23 protein-coding genes and 1 pseudogene are annotated in these 23695 nt (G+C 44.6%); 11 read left to right on the top strand and 13 right to left on the bottom strand.

Annotated elements, in window-relative coordinates; genetic code table 11:
- The 10 genes and pseudogenes from F6J94_RS05490 to F6J94_RS34150 form a co-directional block, all read right to left on the bottom strand.
- Positions 1-1116 (bottom strand): Gfo/Idh/MocA family oxidoreductase (locus F6J94_RS05490; RefSeq protein ID WP_293037802.1); only part of this gene is annotated, 1116 nt, incomplete at its 3' end.
- A 31-nt stretch (positions 1117-1147) separates the two neighbouring features.
- Positions 1148-1615, bottom strand: a complete 468-nt coding sequence (locus F6J94_RS05485; RefSeq protein WP_293026201.1) for a DUF4870 domain-containing protein — start codon at positions 1613-1615, stop codon at positions 1148-1150.
- 60 nt (positions 1616-1675) lie between these two features.
- Positions 1676-2659, bottom strand: coding sequence for a glutathione synthase (gene gshB / locus F6J94_RS05480; RefSeq protein ID WP_293037799.1), 984 nt, complete (start codon positions 2657-2659; stop codon positions 1676-1678).
- Between the two features lie 154 nt (positions 2660-2813).
- Entirely contained in the window at positions 2814-3077 is a 264-nt protein-coding gene (gene grxC / locus F6J94_RS05475; RefSeq protein ID WP_293026205.1) for a glutaredoxin 3, read from the bottom strand.
- A gap of 308 nt (positions 3078-3385) precedes the next feature.
- A complete protein-coding gene (locus F6J94_RS05470) occupies positions 3386-3937 on the bottom strand; it encodes a YqeG family HAD IIIA-type phosphatase (RefSeq protein ID WP_293037796.1) in 552 nt (183 codons plus the stop codon).
- Positions 3938-4321: 384 nt separating this feature from the next.
- Positions 4322-5401, bottom strand: a complete 1080-nt coding sequence (gene mltG, locus F6J94_RS05465) for an endolytic transglycosylase MltG (protein WP_293037793.1) — start codon at positions 5399-5401, stop codon at positions 4322-4324.
- 66 nt (positions 5402-5467) lie between these two features.
- Positions 5468-6046 carry a DUF3727 domain-containing protein gene (locus tag F6J94_RS05460; protein WP_293026211.1) on the bottom strand — a complete coding sequence of 193 codons (579 nt, stop codon included), beginning with the start codon at positions 6044-6046 and terminating at the stop codon, positions 5468-5470.
- A 751-nt stretch (positions 6047-6797) separates the two neighbouring features.
- Positions 6798-7298 carry a hypothetical protein gene (locus tag F6J94_RS05455; protein WP_293026213.1) on the bottom strand — a complete coding sequence of 167 codons (501 nt, stop codon included), beginning with the start codon at positions 7296-7298 and terminating at the stop codon, positions 6798-6800.
- Positions 7299-7322: 24 nt separating this feature from the next.
- On the bottom strand, positions 7323-7481 hold the full coding sequence (locus F6J94_RS05450; protein ID WP_070391771.1) for a YqaE/Pmp3 family membrane protein: 159 nt from the start codon (positions 7479-7481) through the stop codon (positions 7323-7325).
- Between the two features lie 255 nt (positions 7482-7736).
- Positions 7737-7853 (bottom strand): annotated as a pseudogene (locus F6J94_RS34150) (YqaE/Pmp3 family membrane protein); the annotation flags it as partial.
- Between the two features lie 342 nt (positions 7854-8195).
- On the opposite strand from F6J94_RS34150, the gene F6J94_RS05440 reads away from it, so the two are divergent.
- Positions 8196-9179 (top strand): 3'(2'),5'-bisphosphate nucleotidase, encoded by a 984-nt coding sequence (locus F6J94_RS05440; RefSeq protein WP_293037785.1) that lies wholly within the window; start codon positions 8196-8198, stop codon positions 9177-9179.
- A 125-nt stretch (positions 9180-9304) separates the two neighbouring features.
- Here F6J94_RS05440 and F6J94_RS05435 read toward each other — a convergent pair whose 3' ends face one another.
- Entirely contained in the window at positions 9305-9496 is a 192-nt protein-coding gene (locus tag F6J94_RS05435; RefSeq protein WP_293037782.1) for a hypothetical protein, read from the bottom strand.
- 91 nt (positions 9497-9587) lie between these two features.
- Between F6J94_RS05435 and F6J94_RS05430 the strand changes: the two genes are divergently transcribed.
- From F6J94_RS05430 to F6J94_RS05410, 5 genes are all read left to right on the top strand, one after another.
- A complete protein-coding gene (locus tag F6J94_RS05430) occupies positions 9588-11966 on the top strand; it encodes a transglycosylase SLT domain-containing protein (RefSeq protein WP_293037777.1) in 2379 nt (792 codons plus the stop codon).
- A 137-nt stretch (positions 11967-12103) separates the two neighbouring features.
- Entirely contained in the window at positions 12104-13081 is a 978-nt protein-coding gene (locus F6J94_RS05425; RefSeq protein ID WP_293037772.1) for an ABC transporter ATP-binding protein, read from the top strand.
- A gap of 254 nt (positions 13082-13335) precedes the next feature.
- Complete coding sequence (locus F6J94_RS05420) at positions 13336-13587, top strand: AbrB/MazE/SpoVT family DNA-binding domain-containing protein (protein ID WP_293037767.1); 252 nt, start codon at positions 13336-13338, stop codon at positions 13585-13587.
- 9 nt (positions 13588-13596) lie between these two features.
- On the top strand, positions 13597-14028 hold the full coding sequence (locus F6J94_RS05415; RefSeq protein ID WP_293037763.1) for a putative toxin-antitoxin system toxin component, PIN family: 432 nt from the start codon (positions 13597-13599) through the stop codon (positions 14026-14028).
- Between the two features lie 196 nt (positions 14029-14224).
- Entirely contained in the window at positions 14225-15061 is an 837-nt protein-coding gene (locus F6J94_RS05410; protein ID WP_293037760.1) for an Rpn family recombination-promoting nuclease/putative transposase, read from the top strand.
- Between the two features lie 247 nt (positions 15062-15308).
- On the opposite strand, the gene F6J94_RS05405 is transcribed toward F6J94_RS05410, so the two are convergent.
- Both F6J94_RS05405 and F6J94_RS05400 read right to left on the bottom strand, forming a co-directional pair.
- Positions 15309-19661, bottom strand: a complete 4353-nt coding sequence (locus F6J94_RS05405) for a caspase family protein (RefSeq protein WP_293037756.1) — start codon at positions 19659-19661, stop codon at positions 15309-15311.
- Positions 19662-19819: 158 nt separating this feature from the next.
- Positions 19820-19948 carry a hypothetical protein gene (locus F6J94_RS05400; RefSeq protein ID WP_293037752.1) on the bottom strand — a complete coding sequence of 43 codons (129 nt, stop codon included), beginning with the start codon at positions 19946-19948 and terminating at the stop codon, positions 19820-19822.
- A gap of 538 nt (positions 19949-20486) precedes the next feature.
- Here F6J94_RS05400 and F6J94_RS05395 point away from each other — a divergent pair.
- The 5 genes from F6J94_RS05395 (at position 20487) to F6J94_RS05375 (ending at position 23671) form a co-directional block, all read left to right on the top strand.
- A complete protein-coding gene (locus tag F6J94_RS05395) occupies positions 20487-20720 on the top strand; it encodes a hypothetical protein (protein WP_293037747.1) in 234 nt (77 codons plus the stop codon).
- Between the two features lie 873 nt (positions 20721-21593).
- Positions 21594-21908, top strand: coding sequence for a tetratricopeptide repeat protein (locus tag F6J94_RS05390; RefSeq protein WP_293037744.1), 315 nt, complete (start codon positions 21594-21596; stop codon positions 21906-21908).
- A 328-nt stretch (positions 21909-22236) separates the two neighbouring features.
- Positions 22237-22470: a hypothetical protein gene (locus F6J94_RS05385; protein ID WP_293037739.1), complete on the top strand. Its 234-nt coding sequence runs from the start codon at positions 22237-22239 to the stop codon at positions 22468-22470.
- A 358-nt stretch (positions 22471-22828) separates the two neighbouring features.
- Positions 22829-23143: a hypothetical protein gene (locus F6J94_RS05380; protein ID WP_293037735.1), complete on the top strand. Its 315-nt coding sequence runs from the start codon at positions 22829-22831 to the stop codon at positions 23141-23143.
- Positions 23144-23146: 3 nt separating this feature from the next.
- Positions 23147-23671, top strand: a complete 525-nt coding sequence (locus tag F6J94_RS05375; protein WP_366511361.1) for an ATP-grasp domain-containing protein — start codon at positions 23147-23149, stop codon at positions 23669-23671.
- The last annotated feature ends 24 nt before the right edge of the window (positions 23672-23695 follow it).

Raw genomic sequence — 23695 nt, 5'->3', positions numbered from 1 at the left:
TTCTACCTCAACCCAACGTCTAGTTTCATGAGACTCATGGGTTAAATCCATTAACATCTGGGAGTACACTCCTTCTTTGAGAGATAGTGTGGTAACGCTACCATTGTCAATGGCTTGCACCCAATAGTCAACCACCCGGATAAATGGCGCTAAACGACCATCGAGATAGGTTTCAGCAAATGCTAGTCGTTGGGGAATTTCTACTTCCATCAGGGATTGACCGGCGGTGGCTGCCCACAGGCGAAATCCATGAACGTAGTCTTTGAGATTGTTACTGCCTAAGACTAAGGTACCGCGATCGCCATAAACCTCTACAAAGTGACCTCGCCCGTGATAGGTTACGGAACTAATAGTGAGTTGACAAGGGGTACCATCTGCCAATTCCAGTAATAACAGACAGGTGTCATCAGCATCTACTGGCTTAAGTAAATTGCTAGCGTTGGGGTCTGGTCGTGCTGGAATTGCAGTACTCAGTTGAGCACACAACCGCTGCACTGGTCCAAATAGCCAATGAATATAATCAAAGGCATGAGAACCAACTGCCCCTAGTGCTCCGCCACCCTTATCCTTTTGAGCATACCAGTTCCAGGGGCGTTCAGGATTAGCTCGGCTAGAGACTAACCAGTCAATTTTAATCAGACGCTTTTTACCCACATAGTCTTTTTCGAGATATTCCGCTAACAGCTGCCATGAGGGGATAAAGCGGAATTCAAAATCAGGTATAGCGACAACACCCTTTTCTGTAGCGAGTTGGTAAAGCTCCTGGGTTTCCGCTGCCCTTAAGGTCATGGGTTTCTCTAGTAGCAGATGTTTCCCTGCTTCTAGAACCATTTTCGCCATTTCGTAGTGCAGAAACGGGGGAGTACAGATGCTAACCGCTTCTACTTCCGGTAAAGCTAGGATGTCTTCTATGCGATCGCATCCATGGGGAATATCATATTGGTTTGCGATCGCATTTGCCTGATCCGGGTCGCGGTGATAGACAGCAACCACTTCCGTTCGGGAATGAGCGTTAAAGCCAGGGATATGGATTTTTTGTCCAAATCCAGTTCCAACTACCGCCACACCAATTGTTGGTAGCTGTTCAGTTGCACCTGTTGCAGAAAACTCAGCCATTATCGACTATCTTGTGACTTATATTAGGGACTTATCGTAAAAATCGCAGGGTAAACGGATAACGGTAATGCCTACCATATTGAGCAGCGATTGAGGCCATAGTCACCAGCAGTGAATCAATGATTCCCAGGATACTAGCTATACACCATAACCAGAATTCTATGAGTTTAAACAGCTCCAACCAAGAGTCAGGGTCAAAATCTTTTATTGCACCAATTAGGATGAAAAACGCCCAGGCAAAGGCAGTAAATATGGTCAGGATAATGGTAGCGTAAAGGGTAATCGAGATTTGAAAATTAATAGATTCTTTACCGTGAACCTTTACAAAGCGGTATTTATTTCTCTTGTTTAACCAGATCATCAACGGGCCTGCCAGGTTAGCCAAAGGGATAGGTAGACCCATAATCAATAGGGGAATCCATAGCAGGGAGGATAGATGACACAGCATCCCCCAGATTCGAGCTTTCCTATCGTTCCGTGGCACTGTTACTTGATCCATAAAACTGACCCAAAACCGACATTACATCCCATGACTTTGCTCAAGAGTCTGGTTAAGCCATTATATTGTTTCACCGCCGTTGTTTTTAACTGCTTCAACCCAGGTAATTACCTGTTTAGCCAGATGAGTACCATCTAAGCGGTCAATTTCCCGGATGCCAGTAGGACTGGTGACATTAACTTCGGTCAGGTAGCCGCCGATAACGTCTATGCCAACAAAATATAAGCCATCTTGCTGCAGTTTTGGCTTGAGCAGGGAACAGATTTTTTCCTCTCGGGGAGTAATTTCCGTAGCCGCTACTCGACCACCCACAGCCATGTTACCCCGAAATTCCTTACCTGTGGGAATGCGATTTACTGCTCCAATCGGTTCACCATTCAAGAGGATAATCCGCTTATCTCCATCTTTCGCCGCAGGCAGATAAGCCTGAACCATCACTGGCTCACTACCCTGTTTAGTGCTAATTTCCACCAAGGAGTTAAAATTGCGATCGCTTGGCTGTAGAAATATAATCCCCTCACCAGCTTTGCCTCCCAGAGGTTTCAGTACTGCTGTCTCTTTTTCCTCAACGAATTGCCGAATTACCGATTTCTCCTGACTGACAATAGTCTGTGGAATCACCTCGTGAAACTGGAGGGCATACATTTTTTCGTTAGCTGTCCTGATGCCAGTTGGTGAATTAATCACCAAGGTTTTATCTGGATTGATGTAGTCCAAGATATAGGTCGCATACAGGTAAGGTATGGTAACAGGCGGGTCTGTCCGCATCCAGACAGCATCCATCTCCTCTAGAGGTTTCAACAGAGCCTTACCAGTCTGGTACCATTGCTCACTGACGACCCAATGCCCGTCATCGAGTTTGGCTGGAGTTAGTTGCACAGGTTCTAGAAGCCCCCAAGCCTGACCCTGAATAACACTCAATTGTTGAGCCTGAGTGACCCAAACCTGATGACCTAATTCCTGTGCGGCTTCCATCAGCGCCACACTAGTATCGTGACCGGGATCAAGTTTCGGGAGAGGGTCTATGATAAACGCAAATTTCACGGTTGAATTCCCCTGTCAGGCAATTACCCTATGCTACAGCAATCCTATTTGATTCGGTAACATACTGATCAAGATCTTGAACGGGGAAATAGAAACAGTAATATACCAATACCCAAGAGCGATCCTACAGACTAGATTGTCAATCACCTAGTGGTTAGCTTGCCTTGAGCAGGTTGTCTAACTCACCCTGAAATTCCAGAGTGTGAAGCTCATCACAGCCACCGATATGCTGGTCATTGATAAAAATCTGTGGTAATGAGCGTGCTCCATTTGCCCTTTGAGCCATCTTCTCTCGTGCCTGGTTATCACCATCAATACAGTATTCAGTAAATTCAACTCCCTTCTGGTTTAGTAGACCTTTAGCACGGATACAGAAGGGGCAACTGCTCCAGGTGTAGATTTCAACGTTTGCGCTCATAAGTTGGCGGTAGCGTGTTAAGTAATATTTCTTAAATTTTAACGTGGGGTTTACCTTGGCGCACCAGCTCACTCACGTAAACCTAATCCCAAATAATAGACTGCCCAGCTCCTGATTGACTCAAGGCTGGGCTGTCTATTAGTTATAAGCGTTTGTTATATCTAGGGTCTTTATATAAGCTGACCCCATTTAAAAGGTTGGTCATATATAGGGTCTTTATATAAGCTGACCCTCTTTCCAACTGTTCTCTATTGTGTCAGACAAATTTTGGTTTAGTAATTTTTATAATATTTTCTTTATATTTCAGTTTATGTTGATTTGTCAGGTTTGTTGAAGTTTTGTTGCATGGTGGTCAGGGAAACCCCTAAGGCTTGAGAGAACCACACTTCTAAATCACGCATTGGGTATAAAGACTTGCTCATCGCTGGGTCCCGTATTGGCTCTACAAGAATGGTGAACATTCCCAGTCGATTCCCAGCTAAGACATCAGTGAATAAGCGATCGCCTACCATTGCCACTTGGTCTATAGGTAGGTTCATCGCATCTACAGCTATTTTCAGCTTGCGTCGCGAAGGTTTGCGAGCTCCGTATATGTAAGGCAAATCGAGGGAGGAAGCAATACGGCTAATGCGATGTTCACTGAGGTTATTACTCACCAGCCACAGGGAAACCATCGGTCTAGTTTGCTCTACCCACCGTTCAATTTCCTGAGAAACACGGGATTTCGTCACTGGTATTAAAGTCTGGTCAACATCCAACACTAGACCTGACAGCTGATATTGCTGGAGAATATCTGGTGTCAGGTCTAAGATGGAGCCACCAAGGATTAAGTCAGGTTGTAACTTTGAGACCCAAGACATATTTAGTTAACTGATAAATTGAAAGTCGGTAACTCTGTTGATTTTTGATGCTTACCCGTCAATTGTCAATACACTAAGCCCGCTCAGCCTGATGATGGCAGCGGGCAACGGTTATAGTGATTTGATTCTATCGAACCTTTGAACTTCCCCATCCGTCGCAGGAATGGTGATTATATGGCACAACCTAATTGGCTGTTATCTCCATTGGCGTGACTTTCCCCCGCACGGTCGGTAGCTGAATAGGGTCAATACCCAGTTTTTTGAGACCCTTATCTCCTAATATTAACATTGTCGAAAATGCATCCCCGTCATCTTAGGTCGGGGATGCATTTTCTCTCAACCTCCCCAGTAGATAAAGCTTTTGTGATCACTGGTTGTTGTAGTTTATTGCTTTGCTCGCCGTTCTCTACGGATAGCATTTTTAGCGGCTTCGTGTTCTGTTAGGGTTTTGCTAAAAACATGAGTGCCATCGTAACGAGCCACGAAAAACAAGTATTCGGTGTCTTCGGGATCAAGGGTTGCTTTCAAACTCCCTATGCCAGGACTGGCAATCGGGGTCGGCGGTAATCCTGGGTTGAGATAGGTATTGTAAGGGGAGGGTTGCCGCACTTGCTTGTAGGTCAGGGGCTGATCAGCAGTTTGTCGAATCCCCAATCCATATTCAACTGTGGGATCCGTTTCTAATCTCATCCCTCGCCGCAACCGTTCAGTAAAGACACCAGCAATGCGATCGCGTTCTTCAGCAACTACTGCTTCCTTCTCGACAATGCTGCCTAATGTTACCCAATCATTGATACTAAGCTGGGTTTTGTCCTGACCTTTTTGGTATACTGGTAAAGCTACCTGCTCAAATCGATTAAGCATTTGTTGGATGACTGCTTGTGGCGAGATGCCATCACTGGGTAACTTATAGGTATCTGGGTATAAATAACCTTCGAGATGAGGCAGCTCACTGGGCAACCAAGGGTACTTATCCCAGGGGATTTTGCTACTAGCAGCGATAAAGTCATAAGCTGGGAAAAATCCTAGGGATTCAAAATAATCCGCCATTTGCTGAATCGACCACCCTTCCGGTATGGTGAAAGACAGCTGCATCACCTTCCCTTTCCAAATGGTTTCGGCGATTTTGGTCAGGGGTTGAGTTGGTGATAGTTCGTAAGTTCCAGCTTTAAACTCACCATCTCGGTCTACCAGCTGCCGCCAATGAGTCCACAGTTTCCAAGCATCGGCTGAGCGAATTAAACCAGAAGCTTCCAGATCTCTGCCTATTTGCTGACCTGGGGTTCCTGGGGGAATCTCGATTTTTACGAGGGTTGGAGCGACATCTTCGGAAGATTGTGCTTTAACGGGTGGGGATACCACCCAACTCCACCACTCCCAACCCTGCCATGCACAAATACCAAGGGTCGCTGGCAATAGAACGAAATAAAAAAACCTATTGGAGATGCTTTTGAGAGTTTTCATACTCTAATACACCAAAACATTAGTTTCCCCTGAATCGTTTAAGGGGTCAACCCGAGTTCAAGTCTCCTACTCGAGATCATCGAATAGCAGTTCTTCGAGCATTGGCTGAACTTGTTTAATTTCCTGTGTAGACAGTAACTCGGGTTGACCAGATTGGTTCGAGCGAGCAAAAAACAGGAGTGGCTCTACAGGCGTATAGATTCCATACTCTTGTTCTTTGTAATAAAAGCTCGCTAGCTCCTGTAGTTCCTCTGCTTCCATCGGAACATTATCGTCTTCAATTTCCAGGGTGAGAATGTCGTCTTCGTCCACTGGTGGCAACTCACCAGCAACAGTTAAGGTAAAAGCGGTGCGCTTGAGCTGAAGATTTTGCTCTGCCAGAACAGCTTGGGCGTCAGGGAATATCAAGTCAAGCTCAGCTTCATCTTCAACTAGAGAGGCATCAGCTAAGTCTTCATCATCATCCTCATCCCAAGCAACAATTTCTATGGGTGAGTCCACAGGTAACAGCAGAAGGTATTCACAACCCTCCAGCTCTAGGGAATGCTCAATGTAACATTCGAGAGTTTTACCGTTAGCGTCCTTCAGCGTAATGTCCCCTTTTGGAGATTCCCCATTTTCTTGGGGGGATTGAGATGAAAACATGGCACTTAATGTGTCTATTAGTGGTCAAGTGGTCGTGGAAAGAAATCCAACCTCCCTTTTGACAGTACGCTTTGACAGTACGCGACAGTACGCGACAGTAAGCTCAAGTGTAGACTGCTTCCCATCAGGATAGCACCAAAACCAACGAGGATAGTTCCAGCAGTTGTCTTTGAATGGGTTTGTCTATACTATTTCTACAATGATCGGCTTTCTATGAGCCTAAGCATTAGTTAACTATGGTATAGCTAAAAATTGCACATTCTTCAATCATAGCGAACGCGCCCCGCGTGACCTACGGTCAATCAGTTGTAAAAAAGTGTTGTTAGCAACCTATAAGTATAACTAATCAGTGGGACTTGACATTAGCATAAAAATGTGTTTGTCTAGGAAATCAGCTCAGCCAAAATGTTTTAGTGCCATGGGTTGCACCTCAAGTAGCGTGACCTACGGTCAATGCTCTTAAGGCCAAAGGCCACGCTACGCGAACAGAGTCGCTATCGGATGCTCTTAAGGCCAAAGGCCACGCTACGCGAACAGAGCCGCTACGGGAACGCATAATTAGCACTAGCAACCCCCTATCTTATAGCAGGAGTCCTCAATTTTGTAACAAATTATACTTAATTTCCCCGTAAACGGCTAGAGCTGTGATCCTGAGCAAGTATGAATTAGTAACTATAAACTATAAAGGATTAAAATCTAAGGGTGTTATTCTTAACAATACTCAGCACTATATTCAAGTTAATTAACAGAACTAACGACCCATAATTCGCTGCCGTCCAATTCTCAAGTACTCCCAAACTGGAAATTGATAAAATTCCATCACCAACCAGACAACGATTGCCAGATGGCATAAAAACGTTAACCCTACCCAAGCAGCTGGAAGCCAAGATACAGGACTATCTGGGGCAGGGGGAAACATATAAACGGCTGCCCCAATTAAGGTCGTTGGACAAACTACAAATGCCAAGGCTAATAACCAATTCACCCATCCCCATTCAACCCCCTCTAGATGCGCCCCTGTCCACTTTTTGCCATTCCAGTGCCAGGTCATTGGGGGCTGCCGATCGGTTATTTTGAGGATTTGCCTTTCGAGATCAGCAGTGAAAATGTGGCGGCACTCGTGACAGGCAAAAGCTTCCATTAACGATAAATTTTGAATCTGACCGACACGACAGACTGGGCAGGGGTAGACTCCCTGATAGTTCAAAGCCTTATACTTCACATTCACAGGTTGGGATGATTGTTTGGACATTTGTAGTCAGTCTAATCCTTTATTTTATCTCTTGGCAATCACCCAAACGGCATGGATAATACCTGGAATGTAACCCAATAGGGTTAAAAGGATATTTATCCAAAAGGGCCAGCCAAAACCCACTTGCAAAAATACTCCCAGTGGTGGCACGAAAATAGCACATAAAATCCGAATTAAATCCATTCTGGTATACCTTTGGTGTTTGTTACGACAAGGCTGATTGGCTTAAGCACTCTTGAGCGCGTACTCACTTCCATTGTGCCAAATTATTCTAGTCTTAGAGCCGGGTTACCGGACCTATAATCCCTGTTTTGTGTTCGGTTAGGCCGCCCGTCCCTAGTAAACAGTTTAATCCTGATATTGATTAGCAGTCACCCATACAGCATGGAGTATGGCAGGCACTACACCATATTTGGGAAAACCAAGTTGAGTGCCTACAATGAAACCCAATACCATTAACAGAATATTAAGCCAAAAGGACTTGCCAAAACTCACTTGCAAGAACACACCGAGTGGTGGAAGGAAAATGGCACAGATGATCCGGATGAAATACATTATTGTTGTACCTCGATTACTGCTCTTAGTTAATTCCCTGGTAATTTCCTCTGAATCCGGAATTTCCTAGCTAAGATGCCAGCAATGGAGATTAGTTCCCCCTTTGTAAGGGTTATGACACCTATGAATGACTGCCAGTTCCTAGCTCTGTCTCTAAGGTCAGGGAAAAACATGCTGCTAGGCCACAAGCCTTTAAAACCAGGCAGTTCCTAGTCAGTAATAGGTAATCTCTAATTGCTAATGGTGATTACTCAAGGGTCTATTACCGATTAGCTATACCTATTACCCATGATCGAAAAAACCTTCCAAAAATCTTTTCGCCCTTAGGAGCAGTTATTTACAATGTCTTATCAACAAGAGAAACAGGTTGCGATTGAGGCAGCCTTAGCCGCTGCCAAAATTTGTGAGCAAGTCCGGAGTGAACGGGTGACTGAAGCTATGGAAAAAAGTGACAAAAGCCCTGTCACTGTTGCCGATTATGGTTCCCAGGCAGTGATTTGCCGCTTACTTGGCCAAGCTTTTCCTAATGATCCAGTAGTGGGTGAAGAAGATGCTGCTGATTTGGTGGAACCAACCATGGCGAATCAGTTGGCACAGGTAACTAGTTATGTGCAATCTGTAACTAATGATGCTACTCCTGAGGCAGTGGTTAGTTGGATTAATCGAGGGAATGGTGAGATTGGACCTCGCTACTGGACCTTAGACCCGATTGATGGCACCAAAGGGTTTCTGCGTAATGATCAATATGCTGTCGCCTTGGCTTTGGTAGAACAAGGTGAAGTGAAAGTAGGAGTGCTAGCTTGCCCAGCTTTACCCGTCAACCTAGCACAACCAGATGGGGAACGGGGTGTCCTATTTGTGGCAGTACGGGGTCAGGGAGCAACCATGGTACCTATTAGTGGTGGGGAACCCCAATCGATTCAAGTGACTGATGCTGGTAATACAGCAGAACTCCGGTTCGTCGAAAGCGTGGAATCTGGTCATGGTGACCATTCTCGGCAAGATTTTGTAGCTAAAGCGGTGGGAATTACTGCAAACTCCCTGCGGATGGATTCTCAGGCTAAGTATGGTGCGGTTGCCTCTGGTCACGCAGCCCTTTACCTACGTTTACCTTCCTCGAAGTATCCCAACTACCGTGAGAAAATTTGGGACCATGCTGCAGGCACTATTGTTGTGGAGGAAGCTGGTGGGCTTGTTACAGATATGCATGGTAAGCCTCTGAACTTTTCGATCGGTTCTAAGCTAGTTGAAAATCAGGGTGTGGTTGTCAGCAATGGTGTAATCCATGAGACGGTGTTGGCAGCACTGCGGGATACAGCCAAATAGAGACAGCTAAAGCACAGGGCAGATCAGAACCTGGGGCAACGATCCGGCAAGGGAATAGTATTTCTCTTGCCCAATCATCCCTGCGCGTAAACGCGCGGGGAGTTTCATTGACACTTATGGGTTTATTAAGTAATTAACCATTGGGCAAGATCTGGGTAAAAGTACCCGATCCAATATCCCCAGTCTAATGATTGGCTAACTGGAGCAGGGATCATCTCTCCTCGAAAATCCAGCAGCTGGACAATAATTAAGTAAGCGATCGCTAGCAATATCGATATAGCTCCAGTTATAATAGCGACTATTTTTCCGCGTTCCATAAGTCTTCTATCAAATCACAGCACGGTTGTTACAGAGCTTTCTATTCCCAAAATCTAATCCTACTATGGACGTGCATCACCAGGAGGCTCTATGAAACGGTCACGTTTGAAATTCTCCCGCTACTATCCTTTATGGCGCCAGCAATTGCGTCAGCGTACCAGACGACAAATCCTACTAGCGTCTAGTGTGGGATTGAGCCTACTGCTGATCTCGATCACCATTTTAGTGTTGATTGATCGCAAGAACCCGCTAGGATTAACGAATTGGGTAGTGTTGCTGCCCCAGCAAATCATGGGGCGCAGAAATCCCAAGGACACTACAGTCCTAAAACTAGCATCCCAATCCCCCGAGGAGCGGATGGCACAACTCGAAGCGATCGCAATTGGACCAAAATCCCTCAATCGTGGCCGTGCTCGTTACCTATTGGCGGTTGATGCCATAGCTGGGCAGCAGGGCAGGGAGGCACTGCGTTGGTTAGATAAGTTAGAGTGGGAATATCCAGTAATAGCCGGACATATTGTGCTCAAACGAGCACAGGCTTACCAACTCACTGGGGACAAAGCTCAAGCCCAAGAAGCTTGGCAGGAGTTGCTCCAACGCTATGGTAATCAGCCAGTGGCAGCTGAAGCGTTGTATGCCTTCTTGTCAGATGATTCACCCTACCGCAAACCAGAACAGGAATCTATTGCTCCGAAATATGCCAGAATCACCTCGACTTCTGAGCAGCCGTGGTTAGCAAAAATACAGCAGATGTATGACTTCTCTGCCGAAGAGGCAAAATACTGGGAACGAGCACTGAAAAAATATCCTTCTCATCCTCGCATCATTGAATTAATCCAGCAAAAGCTCAAGGATCAGCCCAATCAACCTGAACTGATGCTGTTATTAGCCAGGTATACCTTTGACCAACCAGGGGTTACCCTAGTGCTAGATCAACTAGTGAGTAACTACGGCAAATCTGTCGATGGTAAAAATCGTGCTATAATCCAGCCGGAAGATTGGGAAGCGATCGCATTAGCCTATTGGAAAGACCGCAAATATGCTCAAGCCAGTGCTGCTTATGCCAATGCTAAACCAATACCTAAGCATACTTACCTAGGGGCTAGAGCACTTCAGTATGCTCAAAAGCCCAAAGCAGCGAAAGTGGCTTATAAAAAGATGGTTGAGGAATTTCCCAATGCCAAAGAAACCGCTTTGGCTTATCTCCAACTCGCTGCACTAGAACCACCCATTGACAAGATACCGTATTTCGACCAAGTTATCGATCGCTTTCCCGACCGAGCTGCTGAGGCACTTTTGGCCAAAGCCAAAACTCTCGAACAACTCAATAGTCCCAACGCTGCTGAACAAGCCTATCAATTATTAATCCATAAGTATAGCAATTCTGATGCGGCAGCGGACTATCGCTGGCAGATGGCTAAAGAGGCTGCACAAAATGGAGACATCCTAACCGCTTGGCATAACGTTCAGCCTATCCTTAAGGATAATCCCCACAGTCTGATCGCCCGTAGAGCAGGGTTTTGGTCGGGAAAATGGGCAACTCAGCTAGGACGGAAGCAGGAAGCCGAAGCAGCGTTTAAGCAGGTGATTACCAACCATATTCAATCTTACTATGCTTGGCGCTCAGCGGTACAGTTGGGTTGGGATGTGGGAGACTTTAGCACACTGCGCCAGTCATCCCTTACTGTAAACTGGCCAACGGTGCGACCCGAGTTACCTGTGGGCTCAGCAGCTTTGAAGGAATTGTATCAGCTTGGTCAAGACCAGGATGCTTGGAGCCTATGGCAAGGGGAATTTCAAACTCGCCTCAAGCCCACTGTGCCACAACAGTTTACTGATGGCTTGTTCAGGCTGGCGATGGGAGAATACCTAAAAGGAATTTCCCTGGTAGAGACCCTCGAAGACCGAGAAACATCCCAAGAACAGGAGCAGTATCAGAAAATCAGGAAAAAACCGGCTTACTGGCAAGCCCTCTATCCCTTTCCCTATATAGAGATAATCGAAACTGAGTCAAAACAGCGTAACATTAATCCTCTACTGGTTATATCCTTAATGCGTCAAGAGTCTCGATTTGAGCCAAACATTACATCAGTTGCTGGTGCCATGGGCTTAATGCAAATGTTACCCAGTACTGCAGCTTGGGTAGGGAAATCCATCAATTTCAACGACTATAAATTAGCGGAACCCAACGATAATATTAAACTAGGAACCTGGTTTCTCGCCCATAGCCATCGCGTGTATGAGGATAACTCCGCATTCGCCATTGCTAGTTACAATGCTGGTCAAGGTAATGTAGGGAAATGGCTAAAGGAAAATGAACCCATTGATTTAGATGAGTTTGTGGAAACTATACCCTTTGGTGAAACCAGAAACTATGTCAAGCAAGTTTTGGGTAATTACTGGAATTACTTACGCTTATACAATCCTGAGGTTGGTCAGCAGTTAGTAGACTTTTTTGCTCAAGAGTGATCCAGCAAGACTGACCGTAAACATTCAGCCAGGCTCTACCGGATCAGATATCATGGATTTTATTCAGAATAGATTCAAAATCGGCAAAATAGGGAATAAATAAATATAGATTATATCCCTCATATCCCAGCAACAGGATGGAGCAATCTACTCTCACTTTACCCCTCCAACTCACCACCTCTGAACCAATCCCTGTGGTTCAGACCTCCCAACTGCGCAAAGTCTACCGCACGGGCTTCTGGCTCAATCAAAAAATTGAATCCCTGAAAAATTGCTCCCTCAGCGTCTATCAGGGAGAAACCTTTGGATTACTCGGTCCAAATGGAGCCGGGAAAACTACCCTCTTAAAAACCTTACTAGGAATTGTCCGTCCTACTGGCGGACAAGGATGGTTACTCGGACATCCCCTTGGTAATGTTAAGGTCAAGCAGCGCATTGGTTACTTACCAGAAAACCCCTACTTCTATGACTATCTCACCGGCTGGGAATTTTTGCAGTTTACCGCTGGACTATTTCAAATTCCCCATGAGGTAAAACGTAAACGCATTCCTCGGCTGTTAGAACTAGTAGGATTGTCCCAATCAGCCGCACGAAAGAAACAACTACGTCAGTATTCTAAAGGGATGCTCCAGCGCATCGGTATGGCCCAGGCACTGATTAATAACCCAGAAGTAGTATTTCTCGATGAACCCATGTCCGGTCTTGACCCGATGGGACGCTACCAAATCCGGGAAATTATTATGTCTCTTAAAGCTCAAGGCAAGACTATTTTCTTCAACAGCCATGTGTTGTCAGATGTGGAGAAAATTTGCGATCGCATCGCGATTCTAGCTAATGGGGAATTAATTTGTATGGGAGCGTTAGATGAACTTTTGGGTACCGATAACACCTACCGAGTTAAAGGCAAAGGTGGGAATATAGAGATTATCAAACGGTGGTTGATGGAATTGGAATTTGAGGATGATTGCTGGTACGGTCAATTGCGAGGGGAACCCCAAGAGTTTATGGCTTCCCTCCGGCTGATGGATGCCCAATTGATGAGTATGACTTTAAATCGTCCTTCATTGGAAGAGTTTTTTATGAAGCAGTTGAATAATCCGGGTTTTAGGGAGTAGGGAGTAGGGAGTAGGGAGTCGGGAGTCGGTAGGGTGGGAAGTGTGGGAAGTGTGGGGAGAGGGGGGAGTGTGGGAAGTGTGGGAAATTTTGATTAAGGGTAATTATCCTGAAATTATATTATATTATACTCTCTTGCCTCTTGCCTCTTGCCTCTTGCCTTTACCTAAGGGATTCTGTTCACAACTCAAATACAAATGCTATAGATTACTATTTAGTTAAAGTCCGGTTTGCCGGATTATGGTTATTTTAAATTATGGAAGTCATCAAGCTAGGAAAAAAAGGTCAACTCTCTATTCCCAAAGCAATTCTCAAGCGTTTAGGGTTGGAAGGTGAAACTATGCTACTGGTAGAAACTACTGCGGATGGTGGAATTATACTGCGTCCTGCGGGAGTGTATCCGATTGAGATGTATACAGAGGAACGGATTGAGGAGTTTTTATCAGGCGATCGGTTAACTAACGAAGAAGCCGAACAGCTAATGGGCCAACTTAAAGATGCTGAGTAGGAAAGATACATGCGCCTGTTCCTGGATGCCAATGTAATCTTTGCAGCCGCTATTAGTCCTGATGGTCGCTGTAGGGCTTTGTTTGAGTTAGCTTCTGCTGGGTATTGTGCTTTGCTAACATCGCCTCACGCCTTGGAAGAAACACGCCGTAACATTACAGCTAAGTATCCCGAAGCTTTGACACGATTGGAACGGGATTTAATCCCCAAACTAATTATTGTTGGAGAAGCACCGGTTTCACGAGTTAATTGGGCCATGGAGATGGGGCTACCTTTGAAAGATGCTCCTATTTTAGCGACAGCAGTAGAGAATAGGGCAGACCTTTTGGTAACCGGTGATAAGAAGCATTTTGGTTCGTTTTACGGTCAGATATTAGAGGAAGTAACGGTGGTGGATCCGGCAGAGGCGATCGCACTACTTCTCAACCAAGAAAAACTTTAGTGATTCCCCGACTTCTGAATCAAAAGTAAACACAGAGCGAACGCGCCCCGCGTGACATGCAGGTCAATCGCACTTCTTTCCCAACAGTTTTGAGAAAGCGAACGCGCCCCGCGTGACATGCAGGTCAATCGCACTGCTTCAGGAAAGTCCCCATCCAGCAGAATTCTTGATATGGGCACTCTGATATAATCGTTTAATGTTCGATAATACCTGCAAGTTCCTCGCTGAGAGCTTTTCGGAAGATTTTGCCTCCTGGTTACTTGGTGAACCCATCACCATGACCCAACTCAGTCCATCTGAACTGTCCCTTGAACCCATTCGAGCGGATGCTTTGATTTTGCTGAATTCTGATGATTTTGTCCTTCACGTCGAGTTTCAGACTCAACCTGACTCAACTATGGCCTTCAGAATGGCAGATTACCGCCTAAGAGTTTTCCGCCGTTTTCCAAATAAGCAGATGCGCCAAGTGGTCATTTACTTGACCCGTTCAACTTCTGAACTCGTTTATCAGACAGCGTTTGAGATTCCTGGTACTCGTCACGAATTTGAGGTGATTCGGCTATGGGAACAATCGACTCAGCCGTTTCTGGAATCGACGGGGTTATTGCCCTTGGCTGTGCTGACACAAACCCCCGATGCTGCTCAAACCTTGCGTCAGGTGGCTGCAAGAGTTGAGGCGATTCCAGAAATGAGGATACAGAGCAATGTGGCTGCGTCCGCTGGGATTCTAGCAGGGCTATTATTAAAGAGGGACTTCATTAACCAGGTTTTACGCAGAGATATCATGGAGCAGTCTGTAATTTATCAAGATATTAAGGATGAAGGCCGTCACGAAGGGGAACAATCTCTCATCCTCCGCCTACTCTTGCGTCGCATTGGCGAAGTGTCCCCAGAAATGCGATCGCAGGTTCAAGCCTTATCCCTCCCTCAGCTTGAAGCTTTGGGGGAAGCGTTGTTGGACTTTAGGAAACCTGACGATTTGGATGAATGGATGCGTTCACTATCTGTTGCTGATAGCAAATCCGACTCGTAGGTTTAGCTTTCGGTGTGATTGGCCTTTCGGCCACGCTACGCGAACGCTTCATCCCGTAGCGTGACCTAGGGTCAATCGCACTTTTGTCCCAAAACTTTTTAAGAGGCTAGCACTTTTGTCCCAACACTTTTAAGAAGGCGATTGACCTTTGGTCACGCTACGCGAACGCAAATTCTTCGACAATTAAAAAAATGAGCCAATTGCAAAAAACACAATCGTGGCTACCAAAACTTTTACATCAAGGTAACTACTTGTTAACATTGTCGCAGAGATGGCGATCGCTCTCGTCAACATTGGGGTTATTCTCTAGATAGTCACGCACCCAATTGCAACCGCGTACGAGCAAATCATCCAGGTTTAAATTCCACAGAATCACCTTTCCGTTACGACTAGTCCAGACAAGGCTATTGCCATCAGGACTGAAATCTACTATAATCTGTTCGTGATCTGTATACCCTTTCAGGGTACTCAGCAAAGCGCCGTTTCTTTCCCAGAGTTTTACCGTACCATCCCTACTAGCGGAGGCAATCATCTGCCCATCGGGGCTAAAGGCTACGCTATTGACGTCATCATCATGTCCTTGGAGGTCGCGCACAAAGGTTCCGTCTGGCTTCAAGAGACTGAGTTTAGGCTCACTACTTCCTAAGGCAATCATCTGACCATCGGGGCTGAACGCTACGCTTCTAACTCCATAGCCATATGCTGGCAGGGTGGTTACAGGGGTGCCGTCTAGCTGTTGAAGCAAACCTTGACCCCACCCAGCTGAAGCAATAATCATCTGACTATCCGGGCTAAATACTATATAACTTACATACCCTTCGAGATTACGTATAAAGCTACCGTCTGGCTTCCAGAGCTGAATAACACCACTCCCCGCTGAAGCAATCATTTCGCCATTAGGGCTGAACACTACACTATCGACAGAATCCCTATGTCCTTTCAGGGTGCGTATTAAAGTCCCGTCTGGTTTCCACAGCTTTACCATTTTGTCGCTACTCGCCGAGGCAATCATTTCGCCATTAGGGCTGAAGACTACACTATTGACAGAATCGCTATGTCCTTTCAGGGTGCGTATTAAAGTCCCGTCCGGTTTCCACAGCTTTATCGTTTTGTCCCGGCCTGCTGAGGCAATCATTTCGCCATTAGGGCTGAATGCTACGCTATTGACAGTATCCCTATGTGCTTTGATAATACCTTCTTTAGTGTTGTCCAGCTTCCAAAGTTTGACAGTAGTGTCTGTGCTTGCCGAGGCCAGGGTCTTACTATCTGGGCTGAATGCTAGGCTGGTGACAGAAGACCTATGTCCATAGAGGGTGCGCTCCAAGCTGCCGTCCATTTTCCAGAGTTTTACCGTTGTGTCCCAGCTTGCTGAGGCAATCATTTCACCGTTAGGGCTGAATGCTACGCTATAAACCCCATCGTTATGTCCAACGAGGGTACGTATTAAAGTCCCATCTGGTTTCCACAGCTTTACCGTGTTGTCGAAGCTTGCTGAGGCGAGGGTGTTGCTATCTGGGCTGAATGCGACTTTCAAGAGACCACGGTTATGTCCTTCAAGGGTGCGTATTAAAGTCCCGTCTGGTTTCCACAGCTTTACCGTTTTGTCGCGACTCGCCGAAGCAATCATTTCGCCATTAGGACTGAAAACTACACTATAGACTATATCGCTATGTCCTTTCAGGGTGCGTATTAAGGTTCCATCTGCTTTCCAAAGTTGTACTGTACCGTCAGCACGAGCCACGGCAATTCTCTTTTGATCGGGGCTGAATACTACACTATTAACAACAATATAAGGCAAAACGTTCGAAGGCCGAAAATTAGCATCTTTGAGAGTTTGTAGCAAGGTGCCATCAAGCCTCCTGATTTCGATATTGTTCGTATTGTCCGAACTTACCGACCAGGTAAGAAACTTACCCTCTTGGGTAGTGAAAACCATTCCCCGCTGTTTTGAGTTGGCTTCTAAGATACCATTTCTGTTCCAAACTTTGACTGTAGTATCTCCACTCGTGGCAGCAATCCGCTCACCATTAGGACTGAAAACTACGCTCATCACCCGACTGCTATGTTCTTCCAATCGGTTGCTTTCTCTTATACCATGCACCGCCTGTAGTAGTGTTGCTCTTACTTGATTTTGTAGCTGATTTTTTGGCTTGAATAACAGCAAAAGTGGTTGCTGTAGTGACTTTGCTGCCCTTAAACTATCGACCAAGGCTTGTAACTGGTTCGAGGGCAAGTTGGCTTCTGAGGCTTCTTGAGAAGCCCTAACTTGACCTATCAGCGCCTCCCTTTGAGCAATCAAAGATAAAATGGTCAACCCGCTCAATCCCAGCATTACGCCCAATGCAATTCCCCAATTCCTTTGGGTATTTCGCCGTCTTCGCTTAACACTTCGTAGTACAAATTCCGCTTCTACTTGGTTTAACCAATTGTTATCAGGAGATTTGAGTACCTCCTTATTCAATACATCCAAATAGGGGTTCGCATTCCAAAGAAATCTGGTTTTTCCGTGATCATTCCACTCTAAGGCGGATGGAGTTAAACGACGTTGTAATTCCAGATTTTTCTCTTGTTGAACCCAATGCCGTAGCTTTTGCCAACCCCGTACTAAAGCATCATGGGCTGGTTCTACATAAAGATTCCGTACAGTATCTTCTCCTTTCACCAATAACCGTGCATTGGTAAAGCGCTCAATTACTTCCTTCACTAAACCATTTTTCTGAGGCGGATATTCTAGTTCTGATAAAAGTACGCGCCTACGGGCTAACTCACCCCCAGTCAGGGCAACCATCCGCAACATTACATGACGGATAACTTGGTCATAAGCGGGATTTTCTTTAACTAGCGCCTGATATTCCTGATCAGCCCTTTGAGTTAGCGATCGCATTACTCCCCCCAATTCAATATAATCGGCTTGAGTCAACGCCCGGTCAATAGTGATGCCTCTATATTGTGCCTCCCGTTGTCGCCTTAAGTATTTCAGATAAAGTTCGCTCAAGGCAAAAGACAGCAGTGGTAAGCATCCCGGCATATCCGCCACTTCATTAATCAATTCTTCTACAAGTTTGTGGGGCTGAAAATACATCACCCGTGCTTCTGCGGGTTTCTGAATCGCTTCGCCCAGTTCAGCTCGCGTCATCGCTGGTACAATAAATCGTCCCCAGTTAAGTTCTTCGCCGACAAACTTTAAGCCAGCATCCCTGACTTGGGGTTCAAAGTCAGAACGTAGGGATAGTACTACCCGTAATTTATCCCCATGGGCATTTATGGCTGTGAGTATCTGTTGGAAAAATTCCTGACGCTCATCTAAGTTTTGACAGAGTGTAATAATTTCTTCGCTTTGGTCAATAAACAGTAATAACTTAGAGTTGGGGTTATTTTTCGCCCAAACATCAATGCTCATTGCCAGGTTCTGCTCTGGGTTTTGTCGCTCTACCCTTGGTAACTTAGCATTACATAGCACATTATTTAACGGTTGCAAGGGAGTCTCACCAGGACGGATGGGTGACAAAATACACCATTTCTCAGTATTATCTTGCCGTAGTTTGGGAATTAATCCGGCTTTTACCAAGCTAGACTTACCGGAACCGGAAGCACCCAACACCACTGTCAAGGGATTAGCTTTGACAAAATCTTCTAACTTTTCTACTAGTAATGTTCTACCGAAAAACAGTGAACTGTGTTTCTCGTCAAAGGAGTTTAAACCGCGATAGGGATTTTGTGAGAGATCTAAAGGTGGTGCGGGGGGTAAATTAAGTTCATGTCCGGGAGAAAGAAAGATATATTCTCCCTTATCGTGCTTATTTAAACACCAAATACCAGGGGTTTGTCGTAGATGGCATTTTTCTGTGGGTATTTCGACTCGATTCCGTAAATGTAAATATAATTCGGTGGCTGTAATTACCCCATCTCCAGCGGGTTTGCCATTCGTAGCTGGAGGAATTATATCTGCTGCACCTTCGAGGGCTTCTAATAATGCTGCCGCAAAAGGGGAATGATTGCCGACTTGACCGCGTACGCTATCTAAATAAAAGTTATCGAGGGCTTTTTGGTCCGAGGCTGAGGACGTAATGATTTGCCAGGCTGGGTCAGTAATAAAACGGTCGTATCGTTCTTGGTGAATTACTTCTGGCGATGTTAGTAAATCCCTGGTGCTTGACCATTTAAAAGCACCAGCAAAACAGCAGTCGAGGATACCCAAGAAATGACGACAGGGTAATTTAATTAAAGCATCGTGTAACTTGGTCATGGGCAGATAACTATTAGTATCCCCTAAGGATGCATCTTGAGGAATTAAGTAACCAGCCGGACCATCATCCCCATTGAGGGCGACTCCATGACCAGCGAAGTAAAAGAATAAGCGGTCATTTTCAGTGACAAGTTCTGGTAAGGTATGAAATAAAAATTTGTGGAAGTTAGACAGAGTTGCCACTTCGTCTAGGCATTCCCAGACTTCGTAATCATGCTTCTCGCGGAGAATTTCCACTAGTTTTTTGGCATCGTTTACGGCGGTGTTCAGGGGAGAAATGCCGTTGGTGTAGTTATTGATACCGATGATAAAGGCGAGATTGCGGGAGAACATATAGCGTTGGGTGCATCTCATATTTGTAAAAAAGAAGGGGCGGGGGCGCGGGGAGTGTGGGGCCCGGGCGCGGGAATTTTATTATAATTTTTGCCTAATTTCAAAAGCGAGATGCACCCTATAGCCTTTCCTGTAGGAGATGTAAACTAGGCAGAAGTGTTGATTCTTAGAACTTAGAACTAAAAAAAAGCACCAAATTGTGTTATATAGCGGTTTTCAATTGGGTAAGGTACAGATTCCTGGGTTTTAGGGAACAGGGAACAGGGAACAGAGAAGAGGGAAGAGGGAAAAAATCCTGTGTACCTCATAGTTATGAAAAACGCTTTAATTAGTTCTATAATGATTTAAAAAAAGTTTCCAAAATTTGTAAAGGATATCTTAAAATCTCTCCCAAGACCGCGCTGCATCGCTTGTCGAAAATTCTCCCCATCTCCCCATCTCCCCATCTTCCCCCTCTCCCCACACTCTTACCCCTGTTCCCTAGGCAACACTTCTGCCTATTACCAATTACCATGCTTCATTGATAAATTGAACAAAATTGTTGGCTTCTCTAGGGCTGATACTAATAAAAATAACCAGATAAATAATTAGCATCAGGCTTAATGTATTGAATTCTTTCATTTCTAATTTCCTCAGACTACTTACTGATTGACTTAGTGATTGACTTAGTGATTGAAGGTATAATAGTAAGGATTCCTAAGTATTCAGCTATCAACAGCTGATAGCTGGCAAGGGTAGCTTTTCAACTAGCCCGTTAGCCCTAGGCTGAATCCTGACATTGCTGTCGTTTAGAACTCTTCAACTTCCTCTAGTTTCGTCGCTTTTTCAGGTTTTAACAGTACCCTTGTGGGTACTCTTAATCCTGGAACTCTCAGCTTTAGGACTGTGATTCGTCACAATCCCCATATCTACCCAAAGCTGGATAATCAGCTACACAGGATTTTTTCCCTATTCCCTATTCCCTGTTCCCTATTCCCTATTCCCTATTCCCTATTCCCTATTCCCTGTTCCCTGTTGTCTATTCCCTATTCCCTATTCCCTATTCCCTATTCCCGATTCCCGATTCCCGAACCCAATTGATAACTGCTATATTGGGTGGCACCGGTGCCTACAGGATTGAACTGACTATCTGCCTAGCTCATAACTCCCTTTGATTGTGCGGTCGTTTTCTTTTGTCTGTTAGTCTTGTTACCTTTTTATCTGTTCACAAATTTTTCACTCTACCCTGATAGGATGTCGTACTGGTAGTTAATTGTAATAGAGGTAATAACCTCTATTGTTGTTCACGTGTTATTCAGGGCTGATTGACTGACAAAACTCCTACAAACTATGGTATCTGCTATCCCGCTAGGGGGTCCCCTAGTTCATGTAGGGTTGGCAGTGTACCAGACAGATAATCAAGCTTGCAAAGGGCGTTGCTAGGCACTGCCCACCCTACCATTAATGACTAGCTAATAACTCAAGTTCATGTAGGGTTGGCAGTGTACCAGACAGATAATCAAGCTTGCAAAGGGCGTTGCTAGGCACTGCCCACCCTACCATTAATGACTAGGGGGTAAAACCCCTACCTAGTTCATGTAGGGTTGGCAGTGTACCAGACAGATAATCAAGCTTGCAAAGGGCGTTGGTAGGCACTGCCCACCCTACCATTAATCACTACGATTAATAACTACCTAATAACTCAAGTCTGTTAAAACGGACTAGAGATAAAGGGTTGTAGTCGGTTGAAACCGACGTTAGCTATGAGCCGTGGACTTAAATCCATGGCGGGTTTGATAGCAAAGCCCAAGATTTTTGAGTAAACCAGTATTCAAAGACAGACTACGCCAGACTCAAACCTCATCTTTATATGCCCAAAAACCGGGATTTTGGGGATTGGTCAATAACATCTAAATCGGTAGCTCCTGAGTAGTTTGTAGCTACCTAATAATTGAAGTAGCAATGGATAAGCCAATGGAAATTTTCAAGCAACGTCAGCAGCCAAAAAAAAACAATTCTCAAAGTGCTAATTTTTACTACTTTAGAGGAATTAGCCATCTAGTGGTGGGCAGATTTCAAGCAGCCATTCTGGAATTGAATGAAGCCATTGAGATTGACCCCAACCATGCTGCTGCCTATGACAACCGTGGCATATGCCTTCGAGAATTAGGAAAGCATCAAGAAGCCCTAGCAAATTTTCAAAAATCAGCTGCAATTTATCAAAAACAGGGTAAAAATGATGATTATCAGAAAATAATAGCCAAAATTCACCACCTTTACTCACGGTGATTCACTTAAGCCAGTGCAGTAGGCAAAAGTTAACTACAGCTGCGCTTTCCGCTTCAGGACTGACACAAAACTGGGCACTAAGCGCTACAAGCAGTAGGGTACGTTAATAGCGCACCCTACAGATATGGTTACTACGGAAGTCCTGAATTCTTACTCTCGCCTTTTTCATAAATTTTCAGAAAGCAGCTGATTAACTAGTGGGTTTTTCAAAGACCATGCACGATTGGCGAGGCTCGCCAACGGCATCCATTGATTAACTCATTTAACAATCATTTGTCAAATATTATTTTTATTTTTCCAAAGTTAATTGGAAATTGAATAATGACCAATGTTGGATTATTACTTGAAACAAAAGCACCCAGTCATGCAACTTGGTAAAATTCTGCTTCGTAAACGACTTATTTCTCCAAGTCAACTCAATAGAGCCCTTGAAATCCAGTCTTTAACTGGGATAAAATTGGGAGAAATTTTGGTAACTAAAGGATTGATTGAATCTCAAGATTTGGACCAAGCACTTTTGGAACAATATTGGCGAATAAATGGGTTTTGGGTCATTGACTAGTACTCCTGGGCAAAATTCAAAATTCAAAATTATTCTGGGTTTTGATAGCTTTGAATGGGATCTTAGGATTAGCAGAGATTAGCTATTACCAGCAAGAGGAGCAATTTATCGGCTCCGTTTAATCATCCACCATACTTTATCCGTTACTACATCCGTTACTACATCCGTTACTATAGCAATTGCTGAGTTCACTGCTCCCTAAAACCGAGAGATTTATGACCGAATTTAAAACCGCTATATAACCATAGTTATAATTATTTAAATTGTCATAATTCATAATATCAAATTTGAAATGAGAGTAATATTTTGCGATAGCGTCTTTGACCATAAACTGATAGAACCTGATTACGAATAAGAGATGAAAGCTGCCCAATTAGCTGGCTTCATAACTTCCCTATTCAGCTTTGAAGACTTGACTGATGGCAAAGTAGGTCGTGCATTAAGGTATGTGGAAAATGCGGAAGTTGAGGAATTGGCTATTTATCGTGGATGGATGTTAACGCCTTCATCCTATGGGTTACTTTATCATGGACTTTTAAAAAAGAATATCAAACTGGTCAATACTCCAGCAGAATTTAAATATTGTCACTATTTACCTGAGTATTATCCAAAAATAAAGGCTTTAACTCCAAAATCGAATTGGACAGTGGGTCAGGAAATGAATAATTTTTAAGTAATTAATTCCCTGTTCGATGAGTTTGGTAACTCTCCTATTATTGTCAAGGATTATGTGAAATCAGAAAAGCACAACTGGCATGAAGCCTGCTTTATTCCAGATGCATCCAATAAAGAGAACGTGAAGAAGATAGTAGAAAGGTTCATAGAGCTGCGAGGTTCGGCCTTGAATGAAGGGCTGGTTTTCAGAAAATTTGAACAGCTGGAATTTTTAACGGAACATTCTAAAAGTGGTATGCCATTGACAAAAGAGTACAGACTATTATTCCTTTTTGGTAAATTGGTAAAAATGTTTAATTATTGGGATGAAGGTGACTATGGTGATACCATAACCGATTTCACGCCTTTTATTGATGTTGCCAAAGCAATAGATAGTAATTTTTTAACGATGGATATTGCCAAGAAGAATAATTATGAGTGGATTATTATAGAACTTGGTGATGGTCAAACAGCTGGGCTACCGGATAATGCCAACAAGGAGGAATTTTATATGGAATTAAACAAAAACATACGCCAGCATGTTTAATGCCCAACTGTAAGCTATAAATCA

Origin of the sequence: Moorena sp. SIO1F2 (assembly GCF_010672755.1) — a bacterium.
GTDB lineage: Bacteria > Cyanobacteriota > Cyanobacteriia > Cyanobacteriales > Coleofasciculaceae > Moorena.
Note: the sequence above shows the minus strand (reverse complement) of the source record. Positions and strands in the feature narration are given on the sequence as shown.

Excerpts from the sequence above, each read along its gene's own strand:
- F6J94_RS05485 (WP_293026201.1), bottom strand. The coding sequence starts at position 1,615 with ATGGATCAAGTAACAGTGCCACGGAACGATAGGAAAGCTCGAATCTGG.
- grxC (WP_293026205.1), bottom strand. The coding sequence starts at position 3,077 with ATGAGCGCAAACGTTGAAATCTACACCTGGAGCAGTTGCCCCTTCTGT.
- F6J94_RS05470 (WP_293037796.1), bottom strand. The coding sequence starts at position 3,937 with ATGTCTTGGGTCTCAAAGTTACAACCTGACTTAATCCTTGGTGGCTCC.
- mltG (WP_293037793.1), bottom strand. The coding sequence starts at position 5,401 with ATGAAAACTCTCAAAAGCATCTCCAATAGGTTTTTTTATTTCGTTCTA.
- F6J94_RS05460 (WP_293026211.1), bottom strand. The coding sequence starts at position 6,046 with ATGTTTTCATCTCAATCCCCCCAAGAAAATGGGGAATCTCCAAAAGGG.
- F6J94_RS05455 (WP_293026213.1), bottom strand. The coding sequence starts at position 7,298 with ATGTCCAAACAATCATCCCAACCTGTGAATGTGAAGTATAAGGCTTTG.
- F6J94_RS05450 (WP_070391771.1), bottom strand. The coding sequence starts at position 7,481 with ATGGATTTAATTCGGATTTTATGTGCTATTTTCGTGCCACCACTGGGA.
- F6J94_RS05440 (WP_293037785.1), top strand. The coding sequence starts at position 8,196 with ATGTCTTATCAACAAGAGAAACAGGTTGCGATTGAGGCAGCCTTAGCC.
- F6J94_RS05435 (WP_293037782.1), bottom strand. The coding sequence starts at position 9,496 with ATGGAACGCGGAAAAATAGTCGCTATTATAACTGGAGCTATATCGATA.
- F6J94_RS05430 (WP_293037777.1), top strand. The coding sequence starts at position 9,588 with ATGAAACGGTCACGTTTGAAATTCTCCCGCTACTATCCTTTATGGCGC.
- F6J94_RS05425 (WP_293037772.1), top strand. The coding sequence starts at position 12,104 with ATGGAGCAATCTACTCTCACTTTACCCCTCCAACTCACCACCTCTGAA.
- F6J94_RS05420 (WP_293037767.1), top strand. The coding sequence starts at position 13,336 with ATGGAAGTCATCAAGCTAGGAAAAAAAGGTCAACTCTCTATTCCCAAA.
- F6J94_RS05415 (WP_293037763.1), top strand. The coding sequence starts at position 13,597 with ATGCGCCTGTTCCTGGATGCCAATGTAATCTTTGCAGCCGCTATTAGT.
- F6J94_RS05410 (WP_293037760.1), top strand. The coding sequence starts at position 14,225 with ATGTTCGATAATACCTGCAAGTTCCTCGCTGAGAGCTTTTCGGAAGAT.
- F6J94_RS05405 (WP_293037756.1), bottom strand. The coding sequence starts at position 19,661 with ATGAGATGCACCCAACGCTATATGTTCTCCCGCAATCTCGCCTTTATC.
- F6J94_RS05400 (WP_293037752.1), bottom strand. The coding sequence starts at position 19,948 with ATGAGGTACACAGGATTTTTTCCCTCTTCCCTCTTCTCTGTTCCCTGT.
- F6J94_RS05390 (WP_293037744.1), top strand. The coding sequence starts at position 21,594 with ATGGAAATTTTCAAGCAACGTCAGCAGCCAAAAAAAAACAATTCTCAA.
- F6J94_RS05385 (WP_293037739.1), top strand. The coding sequence starts at position 22,237 with ATGTTGGATTATTACTTGAAACAAAAGCACCCAGTCATGCAACTTGGT.
- F6J94_RS05380 (WP_293037735.1), top strand. The coding sequence starts at position 22,829 with ATGAAAGCTGCCCAATTAGCTGGCTTCATAACTTCCCTATTCAGCTTT.